The sequence below is a fragment of the Pelosinus sp. IPA-1 genome (genome assembly GCF_030269905.1).
Classification (GTDB): domain Bacteria; phylum Bacillota; class Negativicutes; order DSM-13327; family DSM-13327; genus Pelosinus.
In genome coordinates, this window is the sequence record NZ_BSVC01000002.1 from 565567 (window position 1) to 589428 (window position 23862).

A 23862-nucleotide genomic window follows, 5' to 3' on the forward strand; every position below is an offset into this window, starting at 1 on the left:
CATAAAGAGTAATAGCAGGAAATATGCTGTTTTTGGCGAATTATGGAGAATAAAGGGGGGGTATATTTGGCAGGATTACATAAAACAAGTCGCTGGATGCGCTTATTTATGGTTTTATTTATTTTACTTTTGTTAAGTACCGTAACCTTTTATTGTGCAAAAAGCCAATATCAAGTAGTTGTTGCGAAGCAGCGTGAAACTCTTGGTATGGTGAGTAAGCATTTAGAATTAAATTTAAATGCACAGTTATTGGCATTACAATTTTTGGCTGCAGATCCTGAAATAAGAAGTCTTAATCCTGAAAAGGTGCATAATGAGTTAATCGATTCTCGGGAGATAGTTAATTTTTCTAATATTAGAGTATTCGATAGGCAAGGTAGGATCTTATCGCAAGTACGTGAGACTTGTCCAAATCCGAACTATGACATGGAGAAATTTAATACTGTATTATCAGGTAAAAGGATAATTACCGATGTAATTCATTGCACATCTTATCAACCCTATATTAATTTAAGTGTACCTGTGTATAATGAAAAGGGATATGTTCAAGGGGTAATATCAAGTGAAATATTACTGACCGAAATAGGCGGCTTTATCGGGGATCATGGATTATCTTCTAATCAGACTATATTTATAAAAGATGGTAATAATGGAAAAGTTTATGCTTCAGGGCTTTTAAGTGAATTAATGCCTCCTAATGAGGAATTTGATCAAATTTCTGACAGTGAAAAAGCTGAGCCTGTCTATAATCAAGATAAAATATATTTATATATGCCCGTTGATAACACTAAGTGGCGGGTTGTTTTGGTTACGCCTATTAGTGAAATATATAGAACCGTATTTAAAGAGTCTCTTCCAGAACTAATAATTTTATGTTTAATGACGCTATGTGCAGGTTTATTGTATAGAAATTTTCTACATAAGAAGCTTTTTGAAGAAAATATACGCAGGTTTCGTATGGAGCGTTTAATGAGTGTCAATCAATTGGCGGCAAGTTTGGCTCATGAAATTCGTAACCCTCTAACATCTATTAAAGGTTTTATTCAGTTAATGAACCGTGAGAGTGAAAGAGTACCAAACCAAGAACATATAAAAATCATATTAACTGAGATTGATCGGATAGATAAACTGACTAATGAGTTTCAGCAATTGACTCGTCCATTAAAAACGCCTCAATTTGTAAAAGTCAACATTGAGCAAATGATTCATGATGTTGTATTATTGATGGAGAATCAGGCTGTAATAAAAAACATAACATTAGCCTTTTTTAATAAGATGAACCTATTATCACATAAATACATCGGTATCATGGAAGGAACGTTAGTGAATCGATCGTCTTTTATTTTGGGTGATGAGGCTCAATTAAAACAGGTACTGATTAACTTGGTGAAAAATGCAATTGATGCAGTAGGGATAAATGGAGAAGTTAAGATTCTATTATCACGTAAAGAGGACTTTATCGTGATGGAGGTAAAAGATAATGGGATAGGTATGTCTAAGGAGATATTAAAAAAAATTGGCACGCCTTTTTATACAACAAAGGAAGGTGGCAATGGATTAGGTCTATCTGTATGCTATAATATTATTGAAGGCCATGGTGGCTCAATTAAAGTGCAGAGTGAATTTGGTCAGGGCACAATATTCTCGATAAAACTACCTTGTGCTGAATAGACTATAGGGGGATTATAGTAGTGGATGCAAAAGAACGACGAAGACTGCTGTTAGAGCGCCTAACAGCGGCAAAGGAGCCACTAACTGGCACATGGTTGGCGAAAGAGCTAGGGGTCAGTCGTCAGATTATTGTTGGCGACTTTGCTATTTTACGCGCAGCAGGAAATGTAATTTATGCAACGCCGCAAGGCTATTTATTGCCCCAAGTGGAAAGTACCAAGAGCCTTAGGGCTACCTTGGCCTGTAAGCATAAGCAGGACAAGGTAGATGAGGAGCTATCGATTATTGTTGACAATGGTGGCAAAGTTATTGATGTTATTGTTGAGCATTCCCTTTATGGAGAGCTAAAAGCCAACTTAATGATAGGATCACGTAGAGAAATCGGAGAATTTTTGCACAAACTAAAAAGTTCTAAGGCGGAACAGCTAGCAAATATCACAGGTGGTGTGCATTTGCATACTGTTGAAGTGCCTAGTGAAGAAGTGTTGTCTAAGATAAAAGAGGAATTAAAGAATAAGGGAATTCTAATGTCTTCATAAGAAGATACAAAGAGGTTGAGAGCATTTGCTCTCAACCTCTTTGTGATTTGGAGTGAATATTATTCTTTAATTTGTTCCGCGATAATTTCTGCAACATGTTTAATCTTAATATTAGGGGCTTGTTTATCTAGACCACCTTGGATTTGCATCATGCAGGCTGGGCAAGCTACAGCGATTATCTCAGCACCACTATCCCGGATATTATCGATTTTTTTCTTTAAGATAGGCATGGAAAGTTCTGTGTATTTAACACCGAAAGCACCGGCCATACCGCAGCATTTATCACAATCCTTCATTTCCACGAAATCATAGCCAGGGGCTGATTCTAGAAGTTTTCTAGGTTCGGTGTGAACATTAAGACCACGTTTCATGTGACAGGAATCGTGATATGTTACTTTCTGTCCGCCTTGGGATTTTATCAAGCGACCCGATTTCTCATATTCTCCAGCAACGAAGCTAGTAAATTCTCTAACATTGTGAGCCAATTTTTCAATTCTTTTGCTCCACTCAGGATCATCTTTAAACAATTCTACATAAGTAACATGCCAAGTTTCAGCACAAGTAGGGCAGGCAAACATAATATAATCTGCTTTGGCTTCTTCAAAGGCTATAATATTTTGTTTTGCAATCTTTTTGGCCGTTTCGTGGTCACCCATACCTAATACAGGTTTACCACAGCAGCTTTGATCTTCAGGGAAAACAACTTCCATATTCAGATCTTGTAGCACTTTATAAACAGATTCACCTGTTTCAGGGAAAATAAAGTCAATATTACAGCCACTGAAAAAAGCAACACGTTTTTTAGGTTGGTTGATTTGTTTTGTAACTTTTTTAACTCGATCGCGGAAAGGTGTATCGGCTACAGCTGGTAAACTGCGATTTTCGGCTAAGCCAGCAAAAAACAATGGTAAGTGTCTGATGACACGTCCTGTTGTAAATGGTTTTTGCCCAATAGAAGCCAAGCGTAATAAAGAGTGGAATACTTTCCGATTTGCAAGAACATTTTCAAATACTGCTTTTACGCCAAAAGGAAGGCCATCTTCTTTTACCGATTTGGCTCTTAGGTATTCAATTAGTCCAGGAATATCAATTTTTCCAGGGCAAATTTCGGTACAACGGCGACAGCCAATACACATTTCATTGATTTGTTTAAAATCATCCATGCTGTTTAGTAACGCTGTTAGAATTGCGCCGATACCACCAGCGTAAATATGACCATAAACATGTCCGCCAACCAAGGTGTAAACGGGGCAGACATTCAGACAGGATGCACAGCGAACACATTGGTAAATCTGCTTTAACTTTTCATCTTTGGCAGCTTTAAGACGACCATTGTCAAAGAGAATAACATGAAGTTCTTTTTCTTGTTCTACCCATTGACCATCTTTTTTTACTAAAGCAGGTGCTGCACCAGAAATCATACTCATATAGCTGGTCATAAGTTGACCTGTCGCATTTCTTGGTAAGGTTCTCAAAATAGGTACAGCATCTTTAATTGTAGGAATGAGTTTTTCGTAGCCGATAATGACCACTTGAATCGGTGGCAACGTGGCGACTAGACGAGCATTTCCTTCATTCGTTACAAGTCCAGTAGCACCATTTTCTGCAATGCCAAAATTAGCGCCTGTAATACCCATATCAGCTAGTAGAAATTCTTCGCGCAAGGCAGCTCTGGCTTCTTGTACCATGTAAGCAATATCAGGCTCTATATCTTTGTTTAGTTCCTGAGAGAAATATTTTGCAACTTGATTACGATCTAGGTGGATAGCGGGCATAACCATATGGGAAGGTTTATGACCTGCAATGGAAATGATCCATTCACCCAAGTCGGTTTCTTTTACATGTAATCCCTCTTCTTCCAGAAAGTGATTCAAATGAATTTCTTCCGTTGCCATGGATTTTGATTTTGCAATGCGTTTAACACCTTTTTGTTTACAGAGGTCAAAAAGATACTGTTTTAAAGCGTCACCATCTTTGGCACGGAAGACTTTACCACCGCGTAAAGTAACTTGTTCTTCAAATTGGTCCGCAATTTCTTCCAATCTTTCCACTGTATCTATTTTCATATCTCGTACAGAATTACGTAATGCATCCAAATCATCTACATTTTCATAAGCTTTGGCCCGAGCGATAGGATAGGCTTCTGCGAATCGGTTTAAAGAACCACGTAAGGTTTCATCCATTAATTTCTCATTAATTTCTTGTCTTAGGTTACGGTTAGTGCTTGTCATAATATTATACCTCCCTCGTATCTTCATCAATAGCAATAATGACGAATTGGCTTGGACCATGTACGCCGATGGTCAGAACTCTTTCGATGTCAGATGTACGGCTCGGTCCAGTAATGAAGCTAATATAGCCGCGGTTAAATACTTTAGAAATCACTTCAAAGGCTGTTGCTATGTCAGGTACAACATTGCCACTGTGCATGACAACAATGGAGATAGGGGGAAGAGTTGTGACAAGACGTTGTTCAATGGAGAAGCTGTCTTCGCAGACGCTACCTGTTTCTGCAATGCCAAATTCGACACAGGCAATCCCCACATCCGATGTGTCTGCGTGGGTTCTAATATCTCCTTGCTCTGTATAGAGTTCAACATTCATTCCTTTTAAGGTATTATGTAGTCCTGCAGATGGGGAAATCACCTCACTGGTAGCGACAACTTTTTTTGCCTCACTCGATTTAATAATATCAACAATAACCGATTGGGCCTCTGCTCCTGTTTTTACGCGATATACTTTTGCTGCAACATTTTGTGCACGTGTTGAGAATTCTTCAAAAAATTGAGTACCAAAACGATCGGCTGGGAAGGATTGTTTCCAGTTATTACTTACTTTTTTCATAATTCACGTCCTTTATTTAGTAAAAATTTTTAAACGCGGTCTGGTGGTCTGACCAGTGGTCTGCTAAATATATTCTAAGTTCGACATTTAAAATCCTTCTTAAATAAGTAAAAAAAAGAAAATATAAATTGAAAACACAAAAAATTATATATTTATTTGAATCTTTTAAATTTAGTAGCAGGAATTTGCGAGATTGTGTTGAAATTATAAATTTGTAAAGTGGTCAGACCACTAGTCCAGTTGTCTCAAAATTAAATACTGGTTGATCGAAGAGAGGTGAGAAAAGATTAGACCAGTGAAGACAGCCTACTAAAAGTTTAATATGATGGAAAATATAGGAAAAAGAGGTGTTTATTAATGGCATGGACTCAAGTTTATGATCCTATGAACAATTTGGCGTTATCATCCCTTTTCGCAGCAATTCCAATTATCGTAATTTTCTATCTTCTGGCTATTCGTCGTACTCCAGGTCAAATTGCTGGTGCAGTTGCCGTAACGTCTGCAGTGCTTGTAGCAATTTTCGTATATAAAATGCCTGCAGCCCTTGCTCTTACAGCGACAGGTATGGGCGCTTTATATGGAATATTCCCTATTTTCTGGATCGTTCTTACTGCTATTTTCATTTATAATATGACAGTAGAGACTGGACAATTTGAGATTGTAAAAGATTCTATCGCTACAATTACAGATGACCGTCGTTTGCAAGCTCTATTAATTGCATTTGGGTTTGGTGCCTTTTTGGAAGGCGCAGCAGGTTTTGGTACTCCTGTTGCAATCTCCGCTGGTATGCTTGTAGGCCTTGGTTTTAATCCTCTCTATGCAGCTGGATTATGCTTAATTGCCAATACTGCTCCAGTAGCGTTTGGTGGTATCGGTATTCCTATTATTGTAGCAGGTCAGGTTACTGGTATTGATACAATGAAAATCAGTGCTATGGTTGGTAGACAGTTACCATTCCTTTCCGTAATTATTCCTATCTGGTTGGTCGTTCTTATGTCAGGTTGGAAAGCGATGAAAGAAGTATTACCAGCTTGTTTGGTAGCAGGTATCTCTTTCGCTGGCGTACAATGGTTCTCCTCAAACTATGTAGGACCAGAACTTCCTGATATTTTATCCTCTTTAGCTTGTATCATTTCATTAACTATTTTCTTAAAATACTGGAAACCAGCAACAATTTGGCGGTTTAAAAATGAACCAGCACCTACTCTTGTTGCTAACAGAGAAGCATTAACGTTTGGTAAAGTATTCAAAGCATGGTCACCGTTCATTATTTTGACTGTCATGGTTATTTTATGGGGCTTAAAACCTGTAGTAGCTGCTTTAGATGCTGTAACAATCAAATGGCTGGTACCAGGTTTGGACAAGGTAGTTATGCAAGTTGCACCGATCGCTAAACAACCAACAGCATTGGCTGCGCTTTACAAAATCAACTGGTTAAGTGCTGCAGGTACTTCCTTATTTATTGCTAGCATGATTACAGCAGTGGTACTAGGAGTTAGCCCAGCAAGATTTATTTCTATTTTAACAAAGACAATATCTCAATTATTAAAACCTTTGATCACAATTCCTTGTGTACTTGGTTTAGCTTATATTATGAATTACTCAGGAATGAGTTCCACTCTTGGTCTATTCCTTGCTGGAACTGGTTCTTTCTTCCCCTTCTTCTCTCCTTTCTTAGGATGGTTAGGCGTTTTCTTAACAGGTTCCGATACTTCTGCAAATGCATTATTTGGCAACTTGCAAGCTGTAACAGGAACACAGGTTGGTGTTGATCCAATCTTAACAGTAGCAGCAAACTCCTCAGGCGGTGTTTGTGGTAAGATGATTTCTCCACAAAGTATCGCAGTAGCTACAGCAGCTACTGGGCTTGTTGGTAAAGAAGGAGATTTGTTTAGCTTTACCGTAAAACATTCTCTTGTATTGGCTATTATCGTTGGTATTATGACTTATGCGCAAGCATACTGGTTACAATGGATGATTCCTTAATAATTGTTAAGAATTAGGATAATATACTAATATAGGATATAGACTTACTCCGAAAAATAGTATATTATTAAAAGAAAATGGTTGTAAGTGAAAAGTGAAGTAGTTATTACTAGTCGCTAGCACTTATCTGACACATGGCGGGCGGCACATTGCAGCCCGCCATGTATCTCTAACCACTATCTTTTTAAATACGACAGTATATAATAATGATGCTACCGATGATAAAGTTTTGTCTCTGCATGACTACAGGAATACGGAGGATTACATGTTTAAGCCAGTTAAAACGAAAAAAATCTATGAGGAAGTCATTGAACAAGTGAAACAATTGATTGTCGATGGGAAATTACAGCCCGGCGATAAACTGTTATCCGAACGTGAATTGTCAGAGCGACTTAGTGTTAGTAGGGCTTCAATCCGTGAGGCATTTAGTGCATTGGAGATAATGGGGATTATAACCATCCGTCCGGGTGAAGGAAGTTTTGTCCGCCAAGTATCCTTTGAAGGTATGTTAGAACCACTATCGTTTTTATTGCATGTAGATATTGATGATGTTATGAAACTCTTAGAAGTTCGAAAAATTTTAGAGGTTGAAATTGCTGCCTTAGCAGCAGAACGAGCGACAGAGGAAGATATAGAGGATATACGCCAAGCCTTAAATCGAATGGTAGAAGAAGTAAATGCAGGAGAAATTGGTGATTCGGCGGATGCTGAGTTTCATTTTGCAATACTAAAAGCAGCTCATAATCCCATTTTAATCAAATTAATGAGCGCCGTATCTGACTTAATGAGCAGTACTTTTCATTTCTCAAGACAAAGACTGTTTATGACGGAAAATATGCCGAAAATTTTATATGATTCTCATTGTGCTATATTTCAAGCGATTGTTCAGAAGAAAGGCAAATTAGCGAGTAACCGAATGGCCAAACATTTGCTAATGATAGAGAAGGCAATGGTTCAATTTAAAAGTGGAGGAGTAACTTCCCTAAGTACAATGGAAGAATTCTCTCGAGATTACAATTTAAAAACAGACTTTGGCTTTCCATCTTGAAACTAGCTGGGAGGCTTTTTCTTTTGCCAAAAGTGATTAAGAGATTCTCGTGGTAACCTTGGAATTTGGATAATCCAGATCTTTTCCTATAATACTATTGTCATAACCTAAGGCAGACGTTATAATAAAGAACAGTGACAAGACAGTTGTTTTTACATTGGAGGGTATTATGGATATTATTACACGACTTGAGAAGGTACCTGTGACCAAATTTCATTATTACTTATTAATTATTACGGGCTTGGGTTGGATGTTCGATGCTATGGATACAGGCATAATTGCTTTTGTATTGCCAACTCTTGCAAAGGCATGGGGATTGACAACAGCGCAAATGGGCTTTATTGGTAGTATTGGACTTGTAGGAATGGCATTAGGGGCTGTTTTATCTGGATCGATAGCAGATCGCTTTGGCCGTAAAAATGTGTTTGCAGCGACTCTCGTGATTTATAGCATTGCTACAGGTTTGTGTGGTTTGGCGTGGAGTTTCGAATCTTTATTGTTATTTCGATTTTTGGTAGGCTTTGGCTTAGGGGGGCAGTTACCCGTAGCTGTGACCTTAGTGTCTGAATATGCACCACCTTCAGCTAGAGGACGTTTTATTGTATTGTTAGAAAGTTTTTGGGGTGTCGGGTGGTTAGTTGCCGCATTGATTGCGTATTTAATTATCCCTAACTATGGCTGGAATAGTGCTTTCTTTATTGGTGCATTACCAGCATTATATGTATTTAAAATTTGGAAGTCTGTACCGGAATCCGTCCCCTATTTACTCGAAAAAGGGCGTGTACAAGAGGCTCATGATATTGTAAGTCATTTGGAAGAGAGTGCGGGGATAAAGCCCAATCCAACAATGATTGCCCCAAAAGCAAGTTTAAAGAAGTCAGCCGTTTTTGCAGACCTATGGACGCCCCAGTTTCTAAAACGAACAATTATGTTGTGGTTATTATGGTTTGGAATTGTTTATTCTTATTATGGAATTTTTACTTGGCTACCATCACTAATGGTAGGACAAGGGTATACGGTACTTAAAACCTTTGAGTATGTATTAATAATGACATTAGCTCAATTACCTGGATATTTTGCCGCTGCGTATTTAGTAGATCGTATTGGCCGCAAAGCCACTCTGGCTGGGTTTTTAGGTGCTTCTGCTGTATGTGCATATTTTTTTGGACAGGGAGGGAGCGAAACGACAGTAGTGCTATGGGGAAGTTTCATGTCCTTTTTTAATCTAGGAGCTTGGGGAGTCGTTTATACTTATACGCCCGAGTTATACCCTACGAAAGTCCGTGCTTATGCTTCAGGTTGGGCAGCAGCTGTAGGTCGGATTGGGGGAATTTTAGCACCAACAGTTGTGGGCTATATGATTGCAGGTGATAATGGGTTTAACAAGGTTTTTACTATGTTCACTGTTGTAATGCTAGGGGTAGCTGCAGTTGTATGGTTTCTTGGAGAAGAGACAAAGGGCAGAACCTTAAAAGAAATCAGTGGATAACGATATACATTGCATTAAAAAATTCAACTCTATATTGTTGGTCTGTAAGTAATGGGATATAGGGCATCGTTTGCTCCCTACGAACGCCACTCAATCCTATATCCCAGTCGATGCCATCTAAACATTTGATTTAATTTATAAGCAAGTTACTATATTGTTACTGACAGTAATAAGACATGGCATGGAGCAAGTCTTATTCAGAGTTATATGTTTTTTCGTCTAAAAGGATGCATTCGTATTATTCTTATTTATTGCGTCTGTAAATAACTTGGTGATATAATTACATATAACTTTTTTAAGGGTGGTTTTTTTATGGGAATTAGTATGTTAATTGGGTTGGTAATTGCCTTTTTTGTATATAATGATGCACAAAGGAGAGGCCAAGCTTTTTTCACCTCGGTGCTGTGGGCTGTAGGTAGTGTGGCAATGCCCATTATAGTTGTACCATTATATTTATTGATTGGTCGTAAAGTTAGTGTTGGTGATAAACAGAGAACTGACTCTGGCACCGATATCATTGATGTGGAAGCAACTGTGGTAGAGGAGACGGTGCCTTGCCCCATGTGCGGCAGAATGGTGCAAGAGGACTTTAAGGTATGTCCGTACTGTAGTAATACATTACATCCTAAGTGTCATTCCTGTGGACAAGATCTAAATCGGGAATGGAAGGTATGTCCTAACTGTCAGGCGCAGGTTGATCGGAAATAACACGGTTCTGATTAGACAAATGATTAGACAGGTTATTCATAATGTGGTATAATGAATTTCGTGGTCTAAAGCCCATAATTGCGCCCGTAGCTCAGGGGATAGAGCATTGGCCTCCGAAGCCATGTGCGTAGGTTCGATTCCTGCCGGGCGCACCATAAAGAGAGTTAAGCCTTCTAGCTGTTGCTAGAAGGCTTTTTGTATGCAACCAATTGCTTATTTCTTACCATGTTGGAAACCGACGGTGATTTTGTTTTTGGGATCTTCTTTTTACGATGGGGGGGCTGCAAGGATTTTAAGGGAGATAAAGCTCTCAATGAAGTGTAAAATATCAAATTTTTATTTGACCCCTTGACTATACTTTCCGTTGTAATTATAATGGTTACAACGGAAAGGTGATGCAGATGAAAATTAACAGTAAGGCCAACATCTCACAATAATCAGAATGGATCGCGGGAAGTGCCAAGACAAATCATGTAATTATTGTAGAGTTTTTTGGGTAAGTAAAAGAAGCTGAAAACAACCAATCCTAAATAACCCGTTAGAGCAATATCAAATCTGTATGCAATAAATACTAATGAAGGTAACAATGGCGCAATTAGTTGCTAGCTTACTTGAAAAAAAGGTCCTGATTAACCTATTTTTTTAGATTGGTTGTAACTAAAACAGTTACAATAAACTGAAATAATTTGCATCAATCTCTTAATAAAATAAAAAGGAATGAATTAATTATGAAAATTGCATTAATCGGAGCGAGTGGTACTGTGGGACAGCGTATTTTAAAGGAAGCATTAACAAGAGGGCATCAAGTCGTAGCAATTGTGCGTGATCCTTCCCGTGTTACTCAACAAGATGAAAAGTTACGTGTAGTAGTGGGAGATCTTTTAGATGATGAGAGCATTCGTAAGGCGATAGCAGGTTATGATGTGGTCATAAGTGCTTATGGACCATCACATGGAGCCGAAGATACTATGCAGACTGTAAACCAAGGATTGATTGATGCTGTCAAACAAGCTGGAGTACAACGGTTGTTAATCGTAGGTGGAGCTGGAAGCCTAGAAGTGGCTCCAGGTCTCAAACTTGTCAATACACCAGATTTTCCTGAGGCTTGGAAAGCAATTGCATTGTCTGCGGCTGAAACCCTTGAAATTTATCGTAAGGCAGATTTGGACTGGACCTATTTTAGTCCTGCGGCCATGTTTCAACCAGGAGAACGTACAGGTGTATTTCGAATTGGTACCGATCAGCTTGTAGTTGATGAAAAGGGGGAAAGTAGAATTTCTACAGAAGATTATGCCATTGCTATGTTAGATGAAGTAGAAAAGCCTCGTTTTATCCGTAAAAGGTTTACTATCGCATACTAAGCAAGGGCGATCTTTAGATCATCTTTATTATCAGTCATTATTTAAAAGGAGACTTATGAAATGAAACCGCAAATTTATTATGTTATGGATACAATGTGTGGATGGTGTTATGGATTTAGTGATGTAATCAACCAAGCTCATGAGAAGTATAAGAGTGATTTGGATATTACCATTTTGCCGGCTGGAATGTGGATTGGTGAGAATGTAAAAAAAATGAATGACAGCCTTAGTCACTTTATCAGAACTCACAATATAACACTCACAAAATTAACAGGGAAAAAGTTTGGTGATGGATTTGAAAAAAATATACTGCAAAACAAGGTCGCTATTCTAGATAGTTTACCTGGTGCAAAAGCCGTTGTTGTTATGCAAACAGTAAAAAAAGAAAAGTCTTTCGAATACTTAAAAGAAATACAGAATGCTTTTTATATCCATGGAAAGGATACGAATGATTGGCAACTTTATGCTAATATTGCTGAGAATTTTGGTGTTTCTAAGGAAATATTTAAAAAAGAATATTTTTCTGAACAACATGCAAAAATCGTAAACGACTGTTTTGCACTCGCAGAGCAGTTAGGAGTATCAACCTATCCTAGTGTAGTAGCTGTAATCGAGGGGAAAGCTAAATTAATATCTCAGGGATATGTTGAGTGGAGTGAGTTAGAGGTAATACTTGATCGGTATATCTGATAACCAATGCTAAGTATGGTAGGCGGATATATTCTACTGCTAATATTAATGACATAAATTGATGTAGCCTTTCTGGGAGCAATGACGCACCATAAAGACATTCAATCCTTCTAGCGATTTCTTGCTAGAAGGATTTTTGTATAAAAATTAACAAGGTGTATCATGATGAAGGGGCACCAAGTGAATTGTAAAATTAGGAATAACATTCTTCATTCTAAAAAACTAGTAATGTTTCTAAAAATTTATAAACATTACTAGGGCTGGGTTTTTAGTTTCTTTATAGGATATATTTGCAGATTATTCTTAAATATTAGAAATGCTAATAAAAGGATGTTCTCCTGGAACACCCTTTCATTAGCATTTTTAGAGCATATTTGATATTGGCACGATTCTTGCTAGTAATACTATTGTATAAATAGTTTGAGCAATAGTAAAAAGAATGGAGATGATCATTATTGGTGTAAAATGTATTGTAGCTAAACTTACCAGCCTAAATATCAAGGAGGAAAGAAGATGATAGCACTATTAGGTTTGTTAACAATAGTAATTTTACTAGGTGTGATTATTACTAAGCGTATGTCACCTTTGGTTGCCTTAATTGTGATACCTGTTATCGCATCGCTGCTTGGAGGTTTTGGACTAAGTACTAGTAAATTTATTATCAGCGGTATTCAAAATATTGCTCCGGTAGCGACTATGTTTGTTTTTGCAATTCTATTTTTCGGTGTAATGGGCGACGCAGGGTTGTTCGATCCAATTATTAATAGAGTACTAAAAGCTGTTGGTGCAAAACCCACACGGATATTAATGGGTACTGCCCTATTGGCGTTACTTATACATCTTGATGGATCGGGAGCGGTATGCTTTTTAATTACCATTCCGGCAATGCTTCCGATTTATGAACGGTTAAAAATGGACAAAAGACTTCTTTGTTTAATGGTATCTATGGCAGCAGGTGTAAACTACTTGCCGTGGACGGGCCCTACCTTACGAGCTGCCGCAGCATTTAAGGTACCAGTTACTGAGGTTTTTACTCCACTGGTCATCCCGCAACTTGTAGGTCTTATCTACGTATTTACAGTAGCTTACTTATTGGGTAAAAAAGAAGCACGTCGCCTTGGTATTAAAGATGGTGAAACAACAGATATCGTGTTGAAAAGAGAATTAAAAGACGAAGAGATTGCACTACGTCGCCCGAAAATGTTTTGGGTAAATGCTGTACTTGCTATTATTGTTATGGGTGTAATGATTGCTGGTGTAGTTGATCCCGCACCTATGTTTATGATTGGCACGGTATTAGCTTTGATAATTAACTATCCAGAAGTAAGCCAACAAAAGGCTCGAGTCGATGCCCATGCGAAAGCGGCTTTAATGATGGCTAGTATCTTGTTAGCTGCTGGATCATTTGTAGGAATCATGAGTGGTACAAAAATGATTACAGCCATGGCTCAGGTGGCAGTTTCTTTTGTTCCCCCAGCCTTAGCTCAGCACATTCCTTTTGCTATGGGAATTATTTCGATGCCCCTTAGTTTACTCTTTGATCCCGATTCTTTTTATTTCGGTGTACTGCCAGTAGTGGCTGAAGTGGGTAAAATGTTAGGAGTTCAGCCAATTGCAGTGGCGCAAGCGGCCCTGATGGGACAAATGACGGTAGGTTTCCCCGTTAGCCCATTAACTCCTGCTACCTTTCTTATTATTGGCTTAACCGGTATAGAATTAGGTGAACATCAAAAATTTTCCATCCCATATCTTTGGCTGGCTTCTATAATTATGACGATTACTTGTGCGATTATTGGGGTATTCCCGTTTTAGGGGTCCCAGAAAAATAGAGAGGTGTTAAGCGTGGAAAAAATTCGAATTGGATCCGGTGCTGGATATTCAGGTGACAGGATTGAACCAGCTGTAGAATTAGTAGAAAAGGGAAATATTCAATACTTAGTATTTGAGTGTTTAGCAGAAAGAACAATTGCAATAGCTCAACAAGCCAAAATGAAAGACCCAAATGCGGGATATGATGGGCTTTTGGTAGAGCGTATGGAAGCGATTTTAGCTGGTTGCAAACAAAAAGGAATTAAGATAATAACAAATATGGGGGCTGCCAATCCCATTGCCGGTGCGAAAAAGATTAAGGAAATTGCAATGCAGTTAGGCATTACAGGACTAAAGATTGCTGCGGTGACAGGTGATGATGTAGTAGAAACTGTACGATCTGGAGATTACTCAATTTTAGAGACTGGCGAAAATTTAGCAACGATAAAAGATAAAATTGTATCTGCTAACGCTTATCTTGGAACTAAGCCCATTGTGGAAGCGCTTAAAAATGGTGCAGATGTTATTATTACAGGACGAGTCGCCGACCCAGCTTTATTTTTGGCACCACTAATATATGAGTTTAATTGGTCTGATGAAGATTGGGATATGATGGGGCAAGGTACTGTAATTGGCCATTTATTGGAGTGCGCAGGACAAATAACGGGTGGTTACTTTGCCGATCCAGGTTATAAGGATGTGCAAGGATTAGCACGTTTAGGTTTCCCTATTGCTGAAGTGCAAAAAGATGGTACTTTTATTATTACTAAGGTTCCAGGTTCGGGTGGTAAAGTTACTCTTGCTACTTGTAAAGAGCAATTGATGTATGAGATACACAATCCTGTAGCTTATATTACTCCTGATGTTGTGGCTGATTTTACTAGTGTAGAGTTTACTCAAGTAGGGGAAGATCAGGTACAGGTTAAAGGAGGAAAAGGACTGGCAAAAACAGATTTTCTTAAAGCTTCTATAGGGTACATTGATAGTTATATGGGAGAAGGGCAAATCAGTTATGCTGGTCCTGGAGCAGTCGCTCGCGGGAAATTAGCGTTAAAAATTGTTGAGGAAAGACTTAAGATTGTGGGCGTAGAGTATCAAGAAGTTAAGTTTGATCTTATTGGAATTGACTCTCTTCATGGTTCGAATATTTCTAAGACTGAGCATGAACCCTATGAAGTTCGTGTCAGGGTGACTGGTCGTACGCAAAATATGAAGGAAGCCATTCGCATCGGTAATGAAGTGGAAACCTTATATACCAATGGCCCAGCAGGAGGCGGCGGTGCCACCAAGTCTGCCAAACAAGTTGTAGCAATGGTGTCTGCTCTTGTACCTCGTTCATTAGTAAATTACAATTTATATTATGAGGTGGTTTAAGATGAAACTAAGAGAAATCGCTCATTCTCGAACTGGGGATAAAGGTAATATCTCAAATATTTCAGTAATTGCCCATGATCCAGGGCAATATCCTATTCTCAAAAAATATGTCACGGCAGAAAAAGTGAAAGAGTTTTTCTCCGAAATTGTAAAAGGAGAGGTTGTACGTTATGAGCTTCCCAATATTGGTGCACTTAACTTTGTTTTATATAGTGCTCTTGGCGGTGGAGTAACGCGTACATTATCCTTAGATGCCCATGGGAAATCTCTCAGCTCTGCGCTTATGAATTTGGAAATTCCAATTGAGTAACAAATTTGGAACGCAGTTAAAAATAAACAATTTACCATTGTCACAATAATAAAGCTAACGCATAAGGACATTTAGTAAGATAAATGTCTTTATGCGTTGAACTGCTTGTAAATGTATGTAAAATATGTGTAATTTGTAAAAGATATTAGTTAAAAAAGGATATTGTAGAAAAAAGTAGAAATAGCTTAGTACTAATGGTAAGGGGGACAAAAATGAATTCAATTAAAACAAAGTTAATTATTGTCGTTGGTTTATTGATCTCAATATCGTTAGGCATTTTATGGACTTTTAACTATTGGAATACAAGGCAACTGTTAATCATAGATACAGAGGAATATCTTACGTTACAAGCTGGAACAACTGGGAAACAAGTAGGAGATTTTTTTGATTCACGTGTTGCCGAAATTAGTTTGATGGCAAGCTCGCCTACTTTAGTAGGGGGAGATCAGCAAGCAATTACTAGCTATTTGAAAGATGAAGAACAACGTAATAAAAAATATATTCGATTCTTTTTCACGGATCAATTAGGAACTGTTTTTTATACAGATGGAACAAGTGCAAATATTGCTCAACGTGATTATTTTAAGAAGGTTATGGAAACGGGACAAGCATTTGTGCCCGATCCAGTAATTTCACGTGTAGATGGAAAGCCGATCATTACTGTAGTAGCTCCGATAAAAAAAGGTAATAAAGTAGTGGGAATTTTAGGCGGTTCCGTGTCTTTGGAGAATGCGGCAAGTGACGTCGTAAAAGTAAAAGTAGGGCAAACAGGCAGCGCCTTTATAATAAAAAATGACGGTGTAGTGATTGTTCATCCAGATGCGACTAAAATAATGAAAGCTAATTTACAGTCTGACCAGGATGTAGACATCAGCTTAAAAGCTGCAACAGAAAAAATGATTAAAGGGGAAAGTGGCATTACCCACTACTCTGATAATAATATTGATACCTATATAGCGTATGCTCCCATCAGTGGAACGAATTGGAGTATTGGAGTGCATGTTCCAGTTGTTGAGGTCATGGGAAAACTTCAAGCCTTTATGCTTTCGGCAGGTATTAGTTTTGTTATTATACTCTTATTAACAATTGGAATTGTTTTCTTCTTTGCAGGCTATTTAGCGAAACCCATTCAAGTGCTAAGTGTTTTTGTTAACCGTATTGCTAACGGTGATCTAACAGGGGAAGGTCTAGAAATTAGCGCAAAAGATGAAATCGGAAGCTTAGCAAAGTCGTTTGAATTAATGGCAAATAATTTACGCAATCTATTAAGACAGATTGGACAAACAGCAGAACAATTAGCTGCATCTTCACAGCAATTGACTGCCAACTCTGAACAGTCGGCCCAAGCTTCCGGTCAAGTTGCATCCTTGATAGTAGTCGTGGCAAATGAGGCGGAAGGGCAAAAGGCTTCTACAAATGAAGTGTCAAAGGTAATGCAAAACATGAATGGTGGAATACAAAATGTAGTTGAAAAAACCAATACTGTGACAGAGGCGACGGAAAAGACAGCTGTTTCTTCTATGGAAGGTGAGAAGGTTGTCAAGGACGCTATTTACCAAATGCAGAGTATTGAAGATGCTGTAACTGATTCTGCCAAAGTAGTAGAAATATTGGGAGAAAGATCAAAGGAAATCGGGGACATTGTTGGAACAATTTCTGAGATCGCAGGGCAAACAAATCTCTTAGCGTTAAACGCTGCCATAGAAGCAGCAAGAGCTGGTGAACAAGGCCGTGGATTTGCAGTAGTAGCTGATGAAGTACGCAAATTAGCTGAGCAGTCTCACAGTGCTGCTAGTCGCATTGCGGATTTAATTAGTGAAATTCAGTTAGAAATAGATAAAGCAGTAGTAGCGATGAACAAGGGGACGAAAGAGGCCCAATTAGGTACAGAAGTGATCAATAATGCAGAAGTAAAGTTTGGTGCGATTTCTCAGTTAGTTAAAGAAGTTACTGGGCAAGTAAGAGATATAAAAGTACAAATCGGAATCATGGCACAAAATAGTGAGACGATTGTTTGTGAAGTACGTGATGTAGACATTGCCAGTAAAAATATGGCGGCAAGAACGCAAGAAATTTCTGCAACGATTGAAGAACAATCAGCAGCATCAGAAGAACTAGCTTCTTCAAGCAAAAGTTTAGCCATGATGGCCGAGGAATTGCAAGAAGCCGTACATAAATTTAAATTTTGATCTAGGAATGCGGAATTTACCTTTGTTCCCCCAAAAATATCGATAGGAGCAAGGTAACTGAAGGAGGAAAGTATGTCTTACAAGGGACAAGATAATGTTGATGATCTTAAAAATGTGTTGTCTTCTCCAGAATCTGCTGAAAAATGGTATATACAAATACTGAATTCAATAAATAATGGGATCTTAGTCACTGATGAACAACTAGTTGTTCGCTATATCAATTCGGAATATACCCGCATTACAAATGTTAAGGAGGATGAAATCATAGGATTTCACCTCCTTAAAGTTCGACCTGGTGCTTTGCTGCCTCAAGTGGTTACGACGGGAAAACCTCTTCTTGGACAATATAGACGAGAGGGAGAGGTTGAGTATATCGTAGACATGGCGCCAATCATTGTAGAGGGAAATATCGTTGGTGGTGTGTCAGTAGTGAAAGATATTACTGAAGTCCGACGATTATCGGAAGAAGTTAAAAAAATTGCCAAAAAGACAGGCCGTTTAAAAACAATGGTTGATCGGATCTATAAAGCAAAGTACACATTTGATGATATTATAGGAAATAGTATTCCAATGAATGAGGCAATAAGAGTGGCAAAAAGAGCAGCCCAAGGAGAGGCGGATATACTGATTACGGGAGAAAGTGGTACAGGTAAAGAACTTTTCGCCCAAGCAATTCACAATGCAAGTAATCGACAAATGGGCCCATTTGTGGCGCTGAACTGTGCTGCTATTGCTCCTTCTTTAATCGAAAGCGAATTATTTGGCTATGAAGAGGGGGCATTTACTGGAGCAAAAAAAGGAGGTAGGATTGGTCTATTTGAGATTGCAAGTGGTGGCACAATTTTCTTAGATGAAATTGCTGAACTCAGTCTTGAAGTACAGGCTAAATTACTACGGGTATTACAAGAAAGGTCAATACGACGTATTGGTGAAACGAGTGAAGTTTCGATTGATATTCGAGTTATGGCAGCTACCAATAAAGATTTGTATCGTATGGTGCAAGAAGGAAAGTTTCGAGCAGATGTTTATTATCGTCTCAATGTATTGAATGTACACCTGCCACCTCTTAAAGAGAGAGGATTTGATATAACTTTATTGGCAAATAATTTTTTTCAGTTCTATTTTCGCAAAATTGGCAAAAGTTTTGAAGTAGATAAAAAAGTGATGGAAGTCCTCTTGCAGTATTCATGGTCTGGTAATGTGCGAGAACTACGTAACGTAATTGAGTATGCGGTAAACATGTGTGATGAGAACGATATAATAACTATATTACATTTGCCCAAGTGGTTTAAGATTGATGATGAACGCCAAAGAATTCCTACTAGTTCGTTAGCGGAGATGGTGCAGGACTTTGAAAGAAGAACAATTAAAAATGCCATACAACATTATGGATCGAGTGTAGAGGCAAAGCAGAGGATTGCAAAAGAACTCGGTATTTCTGTTGCTACGCTTTATAATAAAATTAAAATATTGGAAACACAAAATAGAGAGTGAAAGAATTCTATTAATTGAGAAATTTAATCATATGTTTCTTAAAAGTTAGAAACGCCGTATAGGTTGTTTGCAATAGCTTTGCGTAGATACCGTGTTTTGATTTATTGAAAGATTTATAAGAATGTAGAAATTATTAAAGGAGCCATTATGATGGCTCCTTTATTTATTAGTGAAGTGATCTTGGCATGGTTTTTGCAAGTTATTGTTGATGATAAGATTCGCAATTTGGTTTGTTTATTGACCAAGGGGAGGAAAAAATCTTGAATAAAGTAGTACTACATGAAGAACTATATTCCCTTTTTAAGGATAATGGGACAGTTATGGTAGGCGGATTTATGGGAGTGGGAACACCTACGTCCTTAGTGGGCATTTTAGTAGACAAAGGAATCAAAGACATTACACTGATTGCTAGCGATACAGCTACTCCTGATACTGGTGTTGGACCATTAATTGTAAATCGGCAAGTAAAAAAAGTAATTACATCTCATATCGGGACAAATCCAGAAACGGGCAAACAAATGATAGCAGGCGAGCTAGAGGTAGAGCTTACACCACAAGGGACTCTCGCCGAAAAAATTCGGGCGGGTGGTGCCGGACTAGGTGGATTTTTGACTCCTACGGGTATTGGAACAGTAGTTGAAGAAGGGAAACAAAAATTACTGGTAAATGGAAAAGAATATTTACTGGAAGTTCCGCTAAAAGCTGATATAGCATTGTTGAAAGCATTTAAGGCTGATAGGGCAGGAAATCTGGTTTTTCGTCAATCTGCTCGTAATTTCAATCCAATTATGGCATTGGCTGCAGATATGGTAATTGTTGAAGTAGAAGAACTTGTTGAAATTGGACAGATTGCTCCAGATGAAGTAATGACCCCAGGGGTTCTCGTTGATAAAATTGTTTGCTGTGGGAGGCGTATTTAATGGTAGCGTATAGTGCAAAAGAAATCATTGCTTGTAGAGTAGCAGCGGAAATGGAGGATGGGGACGTGGTAAATTTGGGAATTGGTTTACCAACTCTAGTTCCAAACTATTTGCAGGAAGATATAAAAATTACTCTTCAATCGGAAAATGGGTTTTTAGGCTTAGCTCCATTAAGTGGCGCTCCTGATCTAGATTTGGTCAATGCAGGTGGTAAGCCTGCAGGTATTTTCCCTGGGGGAGCTACATTTGATAGTCTAATGTCATTTGCCTTGATTCGAGGCGGGCACGTTGATGTAACAGTGCTTGGTGGATTACAGGTTGATCAAAGTGGTAATTTAGCCAATTGGATGGTTCCCGGGAAGATGATTCCCGGCATGGGGGGAGCAATGGATTTGGTTGCTGGATCAAAAAAGGTTATTGTTGCTATGGAGCATACAGCAAAAGATGGCTCAGCAAAAATAATTAAAGAATGCAATCTTCCCCTCACAGGTAAAGGGGTTGTTTCTTTGATTGTAACTGAACTTGCTGTAATTAGAGTTACATCTGAAGGGCTGGTACTTGAAGAAATATCGCCTAACGTTACTTTGGAAGAAGTAATTGCAAAGACGGAAGCACAACTAACGATCAGTGATACCTTGGCTCCTATGAAGGGGATAAGTAAATTAGATAACATATAAAATTTCAATTTAGATCCAAGTTTTTGGATGGCAATAAAATTTAGAAGTGAGGCTAGCGAAGATGAAAGAAGTTGTAATTGTTAGTGCGGTGCGTACGGCAATTGGTAGCTATAATGGTAGTTTAGCAGAAGTTTCTGCAGTGGAATTGGGAGCATTAGTAATTAAAGAAGCGATTACACGAGCGAAAATAGATTCAGTAGAAGTGGAAGAAGTCATTATGGGGAACGTTCTGCAGGCTGGTTTAGGGCAGAACCCTGCTCGTCAATCCGCTCTTAAAGCTGGATTAGCAATCGAAGTGCCTGCCCTTAGTATTAATAAGGTATGCGGATCGGGCTTGGAGGCTGTTAATTTGGCTGCACGGGCAATATTAGCTGGTGATGCTGATATTATTGTAGCCGGCGGCATGGAAAGCATGAGCAATGCTCCGTATTTACTGGAAAAAGCACGCCGTGGTTATCGAATGGGACATAGTGAATTAATCGACTCCATGATTAGAGATGGTCTATGGTGTGCAACAAACAACTATCATATGGGGATCACCGCTGAGAATGTGGCGCAAAAGTATGATATTACTCGTGAAATGCAGGATGAATTGGCAGCGATTAGTCAAGAAAATGCAGTTAAAGCGATTGCTGAGGGACGATTTAAAGAGGAAATTGTCCCTGTAGTTATTCCGCAAAAAAAAGGAGATCCTATCGTATTTGATACAGATGAACATCCTAAAAAGGGGACCACAGTTGAAAAGTTAGCTACTTTACGAACCGCTTTTCAAAAAGACGGATCTGTAACGGCAGGAAATGCCTCTGGTCTTAATGATGGGGCAGCTGCATTTGTTGTTATGTCTCTTGATAAAGCGAAAGAATTAAAGCTTACACCCTTGGCCCGCATTCGTTCCTTTGCTTCTGCGGGGGTAGATCCTAGTATTATGGGAATGGGACCTGTACCTGCATCCCTTAAGGCTTTAGCTAAAACTGGGCTAACTGTAAAAGATCTTGACTTAATTGAAGCCAATGAGGCTTTTGCAGCCCAATTTTTAGCAGTAGGAAAGGAATTGGGTCTTGAAAAAGAAAAAGTGAATGTAAATGGTGGTGCTATAGCTCTTGGTCATCCTGTAGGAGCCAGCGGGGCAAGAATTTTAGTAACATTGCTTCATGCGATGAAACGAAGAAATGCTAAGGTAGGTTTGGCGACACTTTGCATTGGTGGGGGACAAGGTGTAGCGACAATAGTAGAAAAAATGTGATTTATAAGTGATTGCAGATAAAACTGCAATCACTTTACTATTATTGGCATGAAAGGAAGAGGAATTAAGGGGATATTACTCTAATTTAATTAGATAAGCTACATGGATTTCAAAATTGTGGTATCATTGCAGTGAACGCTACTGCGTAAATAACGAAAACTTTGTATCGTGAGTGAGAGAAAGGAATTGTTATATTTATGAGAAACAATAGTCAACTTGTGATGCGTACTGCCGTAGTTGGTGTTGTTGGTATTATGTCTGTCATTTGTTATTTGTTGGCACCCGATTTTATAAACAGGATGATTCATCTGTTTTTGCAAGGCAATGTCGCTGGAAGTATTGAGTTTATCCAATCATATGGGCCTTATGCCATGCTTGTGAGTTTTCTAATTATAGTATTTATTAACATTGTTGCCGTTTTGCCCAATTTTTTGATTGTAGCAGCCAATGGAGTCATTTTTGGTGTAGTAGAAGGCACGCTGATTTCATGGATTGGAGAATCAGTCGGCGTAATTATTAGTTTTATTTTAATGCGGTATTTGTTTCGCACTAACGCACAGAGCATCATTGCGCGTAGCAAGAGCCTAAAGAGGATTGATGACTTTAGTGGGAAAAGGGGCTTGCAAATTATGTTAGTGGCACGGAGTATTCCTTTTGTCCCATCCGGGCTCATTACTGCCATAGGAGCACTTAGCAGTATTGGGTTAGCAGACTATACCATAGCAACATTTATTGGGAAGCTGCCATCGGCATTTATAGAAGTTACGTTAGGGCATGATTTGCTATCTTATCGGGAGCATGTAGTGCGATTGTCTTTATTAGCAGTAATTTCCGCACTAGCGTACTACTTATTTGTACATCACAAAAAGAGCCAAAGTCACTAAAGAGGAGAAACTTTTTTTGACAAAAATAAAAAAGAAAAGTACAATTATATTGCGTTTTATAAATGCGAGCGAGCTTTTTTACGGCCCACGGCATAAGTTATTTGCTGGTGGGCGTTTGCTTTGCGTAGCCATAGCAAATACTAGAAAAGTAAAATTCGATAAGAGAGGCTGAGTATATGATTACGGTACGAGAGAAAGTGCGCTTTGTAGAAACAGATATGATGGGAGTAGCACATCATTCCAATCATTTTCGCTGGTTTGAGATGGGGCGGGTAGAGTATTTACGCCAAGCAGGTATTTCGTTGATTGATCTGATGAATGAGGGAATTGTTTTTCCAATTACTCATGTTGAGTGTCAGTATCGTGCATCTGCCAAATTTGACGATTATATTTTAATTGAAACGACATTGACGGAAGTATCGCCTGTGAAAATGGTGTTTACATATAGAATTATTAGAGAAATTGATGGAGTATTATTAGCTGCTGGTAAGACTATAAATGTTTTTTCTACTAGTCAGGGAAAAATTGTTCGCTTGCCAGGTGTTTATTTTAATAAGCTTAAAATGGCTTTTGAAAACAAGGAAAATCAATGTATATAACAAAAAATATTTAGATAGAATATGTTG

20 protein-coding genes and 1 tRNA gene are annotated in these 23862 nt (G+C 38.5%); 19 read left to right on the forward strand and 2 right to left on the reverse strand.

The features are described from left to right. Positions 1-66: 66 nt before the first annotated feature. Together QSJ81_RS06395 and QSJ81_RS06400 are read left to right on the forward strand one after the other, a co-directional pair. Positions 67-1671: a sensor histidine kinase gene (locus QSJ81_RS06395; RefSeq protein WP_285716582.1), complete on the forward strand. Its 1605-nt coding sequence runs from the start codon at positions 67-69 to the stop codon at positions 1669-1671. A 20-nt stretch (positions 1672-1691) separates the two neighbouring features. Then, positions 1692-2210: a transcription repressor NadR gene (locus QSJ81_RS06400; protein ID WP_285716583.1), complete on the forward strand. Its 519-nt coding sequence runs from the start codon at positions 1692-1694 to the stop codon at positions 2208-2210. Positions 2211-2269: 59 nt separating this feature from the next. Here the strand turns inward: QSJ81_RS06400 and ldhH are convergent, their stop codons facing one another. Further along, entirely contained in the window at positions 2270-4441 is a 2172-nt protein-coding gene (ldhH, locus tag QSJ81_RS06405) for an L-lactate dehydrogenase (quinone) large subunit LdhH (RefSeq protein WP_285716584.1), read from the reverse strand. Between the two features lie 4 nt (positions 4442-4445). Next, complete coding sequence (locus QSJ81_RS06410; RefSeq protein WP_285716585.1) at positions 4446-5054, reverse strand: LutC/YkgG family protein; 609 nt, start codon at positions 5052-5054, stop codon at positions 4446-4448. 357 nt (positions 5055-5411) lie between these two features. Here QSJ81_RS06410 and QSJ81_RS06415 point away from each other — a divergent pair, with 357 nt between their 5' ends. The 17 genes from QSJ81_RS06415 to QSJ81_RS06495 all read left to right on the forward strand — a co-directional run bounded on the left by QSJ81_RS06415 (position 5412) and on the right by QSJ81_RS06495 (position 23835). Further along, on the forward strand, positions 5412-7040 hold the full coding sequence (locus tag QSJ81_RS06415; RefSeq protein ID WP_285716586.1) for an L-lactate permease: 1629 nt from the start codon (positions 5412-5414) through the stop codon (positions 7038-7040). Between the two features lie 265 nt (positions 7041-7305). After that, on the forward strand, positions 7306-8088 hold the full coding sequence (locus QSJ81_RS06420; protein ID WP_038672242.1) for a FadR/GntR family transcriptional regulator: 783 nt from the start codon (positions 7306-7308) through the stop codon (positions 8086-8088). Between the two features lie 169 nt (positions 8089-8257). Further along, positions 8258-9577, forward strand: a complete 1320-nt coding sequence (locus QSJ81_RS06425; protein ID WP_285716587.1) for an MFS transporter — start codon at positions 8258-8260, stop codon at positions 9575-9577. A gap of 312 nt (positions 9578-9889) precedes the next feature. Then, positions 9890-10285 carry a zinc ribbon domain-containing protein gene (locus QSJ81_RS06430; RefSeq protein ID WP_285716588.1) on the forward strand — a complete coding sequence of 132 codons (396 nt, stop codon included), beginning with the start codon at positions 9890-9892 and terminating at the stop codon, positions 10283-10285. An 80-nt stretch (positions 10286-10365) separates the two neighbouring features. Next, positions 10366-10440: transfer RNA gene (locus tag QSJ81_RS06435), tRNA-Arg, on the forward strand. A gap of 573 nt (positions 10441-11013) precedes the next feature. Further along, positions 11014-11646, forward strand: coding sequence for an NAD(P)-dependent oxidoreductase (locus QSJ81_RS06440; protein WP_285716589.1), 633 nt, complete (start codon positions 11014-11016; stop codon positions 11644-11646). A gap of 60 nt (positions 11647-11706) precedes the next feature. Then, a complete protein-coding gene (locus tag QSJ81_RS06445; protein ID WP_285716590.1) occupies positions 11707-12336 on the forward strand; it encodes a DsbA family protein in 630 nt (209 codons plus the stop codon). Positions 12337-12849: 513 nt separating this feature from the next. Further along, on the forward strand, positions 12850-14148 hold the full coding sequence (locus QSJ81_RS06450; protein WP_285716591.1) for a CitMHS family transporter: 1299 nt from the start codon (positions 12850-12852) through the stop codon (positions 14146-14148). Between the two features lie 30 nt (positions 14149-14178). After that, complete coding sequence (locus QSJ81_RS06455) at positions 14179-15519, forward strand: acyclic terpene utilization AtuA family protein (RefSeq protein WP_285716592.1); 1341 nt, start codon at positions 14179-14181, stop codon at positions 15517-15519. 1 nt (position 15520) lies between these two features. Beyond that, the gene (locus QSJ81_RS06460) at positions 15521-15829 is read left to right on the forward strand and encodes an AtuA-related protein (RefSeq protein WP_285716593.1); all 309 of its coding nucleotides are present in this window, start codon (positions 15521-15523) and stop codon (positions 15827-15829) included. A 212-nt stretch (positions 15830-16041) separates the two neighbouring features. Further along, on the forward strand, positions 16042-18018 hold the full coding sequence (locus QSJ81_RS06465) for a methyl-accepting chemotaxis protein (protein WP_285716594.1): 1977 nt from the start codon (positions 16042-16044) through the stop codon (positions 18016-18018). 72 nt (positions 18019-18090) lie between these two features. Continuing rightward, positions 18091-19512, forward strand: coding sequence for a sigma-54 interaction domain-containing protein (locus QSJ81_RS06470; protein WP_285716595.1), 1422 nt, complete (start codon positions 18091-18093; stop codon positions 19510-19512). 260 nt (positions 19513-19772) lie between these two features. Beyond that, on the forward strand, positions 19773-20432 hold the full coding sequence (gene atoD / locus QSJ81_RS06475) for an acetate CoA-transferase subunit alpha (protein ID WP_285716596.1): 660 nt from the start codon (positions 19773-19775) through the stop codon (positions 20430-20432). Then, positions 20432-21109: a 3-oxoacid CoA-transferase subunit B gene (locus tag QSJ81_RS06480; protein ID WP_285716597.1), complete on the forward strand. Its 678-nt coding sequence runs from the start codon at positions 20432-20434 to the stop codon at positions 21107-21109. The genes atoD and QSJ81_RS06480 overlap by 1 nt, the downstream gene beginning before the upstream one ends. A gap of 61 nt (positions 21110-21170) precedes the next feature. Further along, positions 21171-22352 carry an acetyl-CoA C-acetyltransferase gene (locus QSJ81_RS06485; protein WP_285716598.1) on the forward strand — a complete coding sequence of 394 codons (1182 nt, stop codon included), beginning with the start codon at positions 21171-21173 and terminating at the stop codon, positions 22350-22352. A gap of 197 nt (positions 22353-22549) precedes the next feature. Further along, positions 22550-23236: a TVP38/TMEM64 family protein gene (locus tag QSJ81_RS06490; RefSeq protein WP_285716599.1), complete on the forward strand. Its 687-nt coding sequence runs from the start codon at positions 22550-22552 to the stop codon at positions 23234-23236. Between the two features lie 176 nt (positions 23237-23412). Further along, positions 23413-23835 (forward strand): acyl-CoA thioesterase, encoded by a 423-nt coding sequence (locus QSJ81_RS06495; RefSeq protein WP_285716600.1) that lies wholly within the window; start codon positions 23413-23415, stop codon positions 23833-23835. Positions 23836-23862: the final 27 nt, after the last annotated feature.